This window comes from Streptomyces sp. NPDC031365 (assembly GCF_055569765.1).
Genome location: NZ_JBVIIM010000041.1, coordinates 46677 through 54749 on the forward strand (window position 1 = coordinate 46677; position 8073 = coordinate 54749).

2 protein-coding genes are annotated in these 8073 nt (G+C 65.8%); both read left to right on the forward strand.

Annotation, left to right across the window (positions count from 1 at the left end):
* Positions 1–620 precede the first annotated feature (620 nt).
* The gene (locus ACZ5C2_RS35735; protein WP_468800710.1) at positions 621–7622 is read left to right on the forward strand and encodes a polymorphic toxin-type HINT domain-containing protein; all 7002 of its coding nucleotides are present in this window, start codon (positions 621–623) and stop codon (positions 7620–7622) included.
* Positions 7623–7895: a hypothetical protein gene (locus ACZ5C2_RS35740; protein WP_468800703.1), complete on the forward strand. Its 273-nt coding sequence runs from the start codon at positions 7623–7625 to the stop codon at positions 7893–7895.
* Positions 7896–8073 lie beyond the last annotated feature (178 nt).

Consider the following 8073-nt stretch of genomic DNA (forward strand, 5'->3'; position numbering starts at 1 on the left):
GCCCGGCACACGGATCGACGTGTGCGGGGCTCCTCCGGAACGATGTGGCCGGCCATGGCGAAGCGGACCGTTCCGTACGGGGGCGCGGGCATGGCAGGGCGAGCTGATGATGACTCATGAGCTGCCTGTCGTCACCCTGTGAATTCTCACGCCAGAAACTCGGGGCGGGCGATTTCCGTTTCTCCGGGGACCGCCCGGCTGAGGCTGATGAGTGTCCACCCGTCCCGAGAGAGGTCTCATATCAGCACGAAGTGCCCCATGGCCTCAGGTATTTGAGTGTCCATCAGATGTTATCGGGCGAAATTGGACCCACGTCGGAATGTATTCCTCCTCGGAGGGGTGCCACCCGATCGATGCCCTCTGCGAGTGATTCTCTCGTTACGTGGCGTGACAATGATCACTAGTGGTCTGAACCTCTAGCGTTTCTTCACATCGCTCTCACAGAATTCGCCCGATCTGTTTCGTCCTGCGCGAGGTCCGTTTCCGGCCCCGCTCCAAGTGGTCCGGGGGGACCCTCCGTGTTCGGTCGAACTCGCCTTTCCCGAAGCCTGCGCGTGCGCAGAGCGGTTGTCGCCGCAGCTGGTGCCGCCGTGCTCACCGGTCTGCTGCCCACGGCGGCGATGGCTGTGCCGCCGGTTCCGCCGGCCGACGAACCGGGGCGCGAGGCCCTGACTCTCGAGTCGCTCGCCAAAGTCGTCCCTGCCGACGGCGCCCCGGTCAACCAGGACGTCGAGAGCCTGAAGACCGATGTTCCGCAGGACATGGAGGCGGCGCCGCCCGGTACCGACACTCCGCTTCCCGCGTCCACCACAACGGTCACGTTTCCGTCCAGTACCGCACGGAGCTTGTCCGCCGCCGTCGAGTCCCAGTCGCTGGACCAGGTCCCGGTCACGCTCGCCCCGGCCGAGGGGCAGCCCACCCCCACCGGTGCGTGGGGCGTGAGCGTGGACGCCCGCACCGAAGTCACCACGCAGGGCGTGGACGGTGCGGTCATCCGCGTCGACCCGCCGGACACGGGCGCGGTGCCGGTCTCGCTCTCTCTGAACTACGGCACCTTCGAGAACCTCTACGGCGCCGACTGGGGCTCCCGTCTGCGTCTGGTCCAGTTCCCGGCGTGCTACCTGACCACCCCCGATGTCGAGGAGTGCCAGGCATACACGGAGCTGGAGACGGTCAACGACCCGGACGCCAACACAGTCTCCGCGACCATCGACCCGGCCGCCGACGACACTGTCGCCACGGCGTCCGAAGGCCCCTCCACGCATTCGGCGGGCTCTCGCCTGCTGGGCGCGGAAGGCAGCGGAGACTCCACCGTGATCGGCGCGGTCGATTCCGGGGCCGGTCCCGGCGGCTCGTTCAAGGCGACCCCCCTTGCCTCGACCGGCTCCTGGTCGCATGCCGGCAGCTCCGGCGCCTTCGTGTGGTCCTACCCGCTGACCGTTCCAGCGCCCCCGGCCGGCCCCATTCCGAAGGTCGCGCTCACCTACAACTCGCAGTCCGTGGACGGCCGCACCGCTGTCTCCTCCCCTCAGGCCTCATGGATCGGCGAGGGTTGGGACTACGACCCCGGCCGCATCGAGCGCCGCTACCGCAGTTGCAAGGACGACCGGAAGACCCTTGATGCCGGCGCCCCCAACAACACCGCCAAGGCCAATAAGACCTCCGACCTGTGCTGGGTCTCGCACAATGCGGTGATGTCCCTCGCCGGCCGGACCACCGAGCTGGTCCGCGTCGGAACCACCGACAGCTACCGCCTGGCGTCCGACGACGGTACCCGGGTCACGCTCAAGACCGGTGCGGCGAACGGCGATAACGACGGCGAGTACTGGGAGGTGACCACCACCGACGGAACCGTCTACACCTTTGGCCGTCACGAGGTCGGCGGTGGCCACGCCAACACCAACTCGGTCTCCACGGTTCCCGTCTTCGGCAACCATCCCGGCGAGCCCTGCCATGCAACCGCCTTCGCCGACTCCCGCTGCGGCGCGGGCAAACAGCAGGCCTGGCGCTGGGGCCTGGACAAGATCACGGATGTTCACGGCAACGTGATGGTCGTCAACTGGAAGCAGGAGACGAACTACTACGCCGTCCGGGACAAGCGCAAGACCCCGGAAGCCTACGAGCGCTTCGCCTACCCCACCACCATCGACTACGGAATGCGCTCGGACGACCTGTCCACGCCTTCCGCGCAGGTCAGCTTCGGCGTCAAGCAGCGCTGCCTGAAGTCCGCCACCGCCTGTGACGCTGCGAACTTCGCCAAGACCGATGACCCCGGTGCCTACCGCCCCTGGTGGGACACCCCCGGCAACCTCAACTGCACATCAACGTCCAAGCTCTGCCCCGGCTTCCCGTCCTTCTGGACGCAGATGCGCCTGGACACCATCACCACCCTCGGTGCCCGCCCCGGCGTGACCGGCCTGGGCAGGGTCGATGTCTACGCCCTCCACCAGTCGTTTCCCGACAACTGGTACGACACCTCCCCGGGACTCTGGCTCAACTCGATCACCCGCACCGGATACGGCCCCGGCGACACCACGGGCACCATCCAGTCCAAGGACGGCGTGAGCTTCGCCGAGTACCGCGTCGGCTCCTCCTCTCCGCTCCAGTCCCGCCTGCGTGACCGTCAGCTCCCCAACCTCGTCCGCACCGGCCCCAAGGACCAGCGTCCCGCTTTCACCCGCCCTCGCATCGGCACCGTCGCCACCGAGGCCGGCGCCGACATCGAGGTCGAGTACACCGGCGGCTGCGCCACCCCGCCGTCCGAGGACAAGGAGAAGGCGAACGGAACCTGCTACCCGGTCCGCTGGTCCCCGGACGGCGACGAGCGGACCCCGCCCAAGCAGTGGTTCAACAAGTACGTCGTCGCCTCCGTCGTGGAGACCGACAAGGTCACCAACCACGGCGTGCCGATCGTCACCAAGTACAAGTACACAGGCCCGGCCTGGGCCAAGTCCGACGACGAGTTCCAGCGACCCGCCCTGCGCACGTACAGCGACTGGCAGGGATACCGCCAGGTCTCCGTGGCCAAGGGCAGCAAGACCACTTCCAGCAAGACCGGCAACGACGACCCGCAGTCGCAGTCGTACTCCGAGACGCGCTACTTCCTCGGCACCGGCGGCGAGGTCAAGGACACCACCGGCACCCACACCCTGGTCAGCGACGACGCCCGCCAGTACGCGGGCCTGGCCGCCGAGGTCCTCACCTACAAGGACTCGAACAAGCAACTCCTCCAGCGCACCCTGAACTTCCCCTGGTCCAAGCAGACCGCCTCCCGCGCCCGGGAGGCAGAGGACGGCTCGGCCATGGAACCGCTCCTCGCCCACCGCGTCGGCATCAAGCGCACCGACGACATCCAGTCCCTCGACGAGGGATGGCAGTCCAAGCGCACCCTCACCACCGTCGACGACACCTACGGCCTGGCCACCGAGGTCGAGAGCTTCGTCGTCAAGCCCGACGGCACCGGCGGTGAAACACTCTCCGAGCAGGAGTGCACCCGCAACACCTACGTCCACAACACCGACGCGCACCTGATCGGCCTGATCTCCCAGAGCCGGACGATCGCCGTCCCCTGCGATCGATACGACGGCGCGAACTACGCCACGCACCTGCTGAAATCGGTCCGCACCAGCTACGACACCCTCACCTACGCCGCCACCCCGCTCAAGGGCCTGCCCACCACCGTCGCCGAATCCAACGGGGCGGGCGACGCACACAGCGTCATCACCACTACCACGTACGATCCGCTCGGCCGTATCCGCAAGGTCACCAGGCCGGATCAGGGCACCACCGAGAACGTCTACACGCCTGCCGACACCGGAGGCCCGCTCACCGGCCTCAAGACCGTCAACGCCCTCGGACACGCCACCACGACCACGTTCGACCCCGGCCGCTCCCTCCCCCTCACCATCACCGACCCCAACGGCCGCGTGACCCGGCACGAGTACGACGACCTCGGCCGCCTGGTCAAGGGCTGGTCCCCCATCCGCTCCAGCGGCACCCAGACCCCCGACGTCCAGATCAGCTACCAACAGGCCACCGCCACCCCCTCCAGGACCAGCCCTGCTGCCGTCACCACCAAGACGATCAAGGACGACGGCAGCTACGCCTCCTCGGTCACCATCTACGACGGCCTGCTCCGCCCGGTCCAGACCCAGAACGAGGCCCACGGCCCCGGCCGCATCATCACCGACACCTCCTACGACGACCACGGCCGGCCCAGCATCGTCACCAGCGGCTACCTCGCCGCAGGCCAGCCGACCACAGCACTGTTCGCACCCAAGTCCACGACACTCATCCCCAGTTACGTAAAGACCCAGTACGACGGCACGGGCCGCACCGTCCGTCAAGCGACCTACCACGACGGCGACTTCCAGCACGAGACCTTCACGTCGTACGGGCCGAACACCGTGCACGTGGACCCCCCGGGCAACACCGCTCCGGCAACGTGGACCACCACCGATGCCCTCGGCCGGGTCACCGAGATCGAGCAGTACACCGACGCCGACCAGTCCACCACCCGATCGACCCGCTACGCCTACGACATCCGCGGCAACCGCTCGGAAGTCATCGACCCGGCCGGCAACAAGTGGACGTACAAGTACGACGTACGCAGCCGCATGGTCGAGGCCACCGACCCGGACACCGGCACCACCAAAACGACCGCGTACGACGGCGCCGACCGTCCCCTCACCACCGTCGACGCCAACGGCAAGTCCCTGCACACGACCTACGACGTGCTCGGACGCGTGACGGCTGTCCGCGAGGGTTCAGCCATGGCCGGCCCGATCAAGACCTTCACCTTCGACGCCGTCGGCGCCCTCGGCCTGCCGGTCGCCTCGACCCGCCACAGCGCGGACGGCGACTACGCCACCAAGATCACCGGCTACACCACCGACTACCAGCCCACCGGGCAGGACATCACCATCCCCGCCAACACCAAGACCACCGGGCTCTCAGGCACCTACAGCTACACCTACAGCTACACGCCGACCGGCAAGCCCCTCTCGGTGACCTACCCGTCAAAGGGCGGCATCTCCTCCGAGAAGGTGATCACCCGCTACAACGAGGACGGCCTGCCCGAGTCCACGTCCGGCTTTGACTGGTACACCGCCGACGTCACCTACTCCCCGTTCGGCGAAGCCCTCCGCACCGTCTCCGGCTCCCAGCCCTACCGCGTGTGGACCACCAACTTCATCGACCCGCGCACCGGCCGCCTCCAGCGCACCGTCGCCGACCGCGAGACCGCTTCACCCCACCGCATCACCGACAGCTACTACTCCTACGACGCCTCCGGCACCATCACATCGAACTCCCGCAAGCTGAGCGAAGCCTCAGGCTCCACCTGGGACACGCAGTGCTACACCTACGACGCCCTCGGTGAACTCGTCCACGCCTGGACCTCCACCATCGCCCCCACTGGCACAGGCAACGGCTGCAAGACCGCCAACGGTGCCACCTTTGGCTACCGCACCGACTACGCCACCGCGTCCGGCCCCGTCGCGGACGCCCCGAACGCGGCCAACGACACCTCCAGCCCGGACGCCTCGCTGACCAGCACGCTCGCCGCAGCCGCCCCGGCCGCCGGCACGGTGGCGACGTCCGCCACCGCCTACCGGCAGGCGTTCACCTACGACTGGATCGGCAACCGCTCCACCCTCACCGCGCACAACGTCACCGACCCCGCCAAGAACATCACCTATCAATCCGGCTACGGCACCACCGCCGGAAACGGCGCCACCGAACCGGTTACCACTCAGCCCCACACCCTGGCCTGGGTCTCCACCACCCCCATCGGCTCCGGCAGCGCCTACACCTACGACACGGCCGGCAACACCACCAAGCGCGACCTCGCCAACGACACCCAGAGTTTCACCTGGACCACCGAGAACAAGCCGGCCACCGTGACCACCGGCGCCACCACCGTCAACTACACCTACGACACCGGCGGCCAACGCCTCCTGGAGAACTCCAGCGAAGGCTCCACCCTTTACCTTCCCGGCGGCGAACTCACCACCGACGCCACCGGAAAGATCACCAAGGCGACCCGCAACTACGCCCTTCCCGGCGCCCCCACAGTCGTCCGCACCTCAAACGGCACCAGCACCGGACACACCCTCAACATCCAGCTCGCCGACCATCTGGGTACCGCCAACACCACCATCCAGATGGCCGCCAACCAGCCAGTGACCAGGCGAGCCTTCAAGCCCTTCGGCGAGGCCCGCGGCCCCAAGCCGGCCTCCTGGCCGGACAGGCGCAGCTACCTGGGCGTCGGCATCGACGACACCGCCACCGGACTGACACACATCGGCGCACGCGAGTACGACCAGGCCAATGGCCGCTTCATCAGCGCGGATCCGCTGCTGGACATCACGGACCCGTTGCAGATGAACGGCTACTCCTACGCCAAGAACAGCCCCATCAGCACCAGCGACCCCGACGGCCTGAAGCCGGCCACCGATTGCTACAGGGGCTGCCAGGACCGCAATAGCACCTATCGGGACTGGATGGTCCCGGACGGTAACGGAGGCTGGTCTTACCGTCACGAAACCTCCGTTTACACCTATGACGTAGTGGGCGACCTCCACAGCGTCACCCGATTCGGCAGCAGCAATCCGCTGAGCACAACGACCGTCGTCAAGCCATACGACCTGAAGGCCCAGAAGAGCGCACTCAAATTCGTGGGCTCCCTCGTCATCCCTGACGTTGAGTCATGGAAGAAGACGTTGACCGGAGAGGGAAACGGCTGGGACTACTTTGGCGTCGTCTCGGACCTCCCCTTCGCGAAGGTCACGAAGCTGGTACCCGATTCGGTCAAGAAAAAGGGTAAAGAGGCCATCGAAAAATGGCTCAAGAAGAATCCAGAATGCAATAAGTGCTTCCTTGCCGGCACCCAAGTCCTCATGGCCGACGGCAAGACCAAGGAAATCGAAAAAATCAAGGTCGGCGACGAGGTTGTTGCTACCGACCCGGAAACCGGGGAGACCCGCCTCCGGAAGGTCACCCGCCTGATCGTCACCGAACACGACAAGCACTTCAACGAACTGACCATCAAAACACCCGACGGACCCGAGAAGCTCACCGCTACACACGAACACCCCTTCTGGGTTCCCGAGATCGGCGACTGGGTCGAAGCCCGCAACCTCGCCGCCGGAATGACCCTCAGAACCCCCGACGGCACCACCGTCCGCATCATCAGCAACCGGGCATACACCAAACACGCTCGGACGTACAACCTCACCGTCGACGACCTGCACACGTACTATGTGCTGGCGGGGCAGACTCCGGTCCTGGTTCATAACTCAGGTCCTGGGTGCGGATCCGTATGGATCGATTCGAACAGGGTGCCTCATCATTTCAAACATGCTGCCGACTTCGGGGTCACTGCGAAGGAGAGCAAAGCGAGCAAGCAAGCATTCGTGAACGCCTTGGAAGGCTTCGTTAAGGATCCAGGGAACGTTCAAATCGCGGGAACGTATCGCGGGACGCCTGCCCGGCACTACGTGGATCTCAACACCGGGCGTCACGTCTCGGTGGACATCGAATCCGGCGAGATGCTTGGTGCCTGGAAATCGGATGTGACTTCAGACCAGTTCTGGTACCTGACCATGCAAGGGAAGCTGTAAATGGCCACGTTGGAGCCCTTTTTGGTACTCGCGGAGGCTGTATCGGAAGGGAGAATCTCTCCTTCAGAGTTCTCTCTTGTCTGCCTTCCCCTGTACAAGGGGTACGGCGGCCCGTATCCGACAGCCGAGCAATATGAGGCGGCGACAGAACTCTTCTATGTCGCGCACGACTACGACTCAGCTGGCATCGGTATGCCTGACCTGCTGAATGATGACCAGGTTCGACTGAAGGCGGCTGATATCGCCCGTAGAATGCACGTGCTCCTGCAGTAGCCACATTCGAACAAGTCGCTTTGGCAGAGGAATGGGTGGGTCCCTCGGCTCGGAGGCCGAGGGACCCACCCATGGTCGTTTGAGGGACTGTAAAACGATCGGTGTAACTCCTGATCAAGGAAGATGCATCGATGACCAGCGACAACGTGACCGAGGCCGAGTCCGTCAAGGCCGCTGA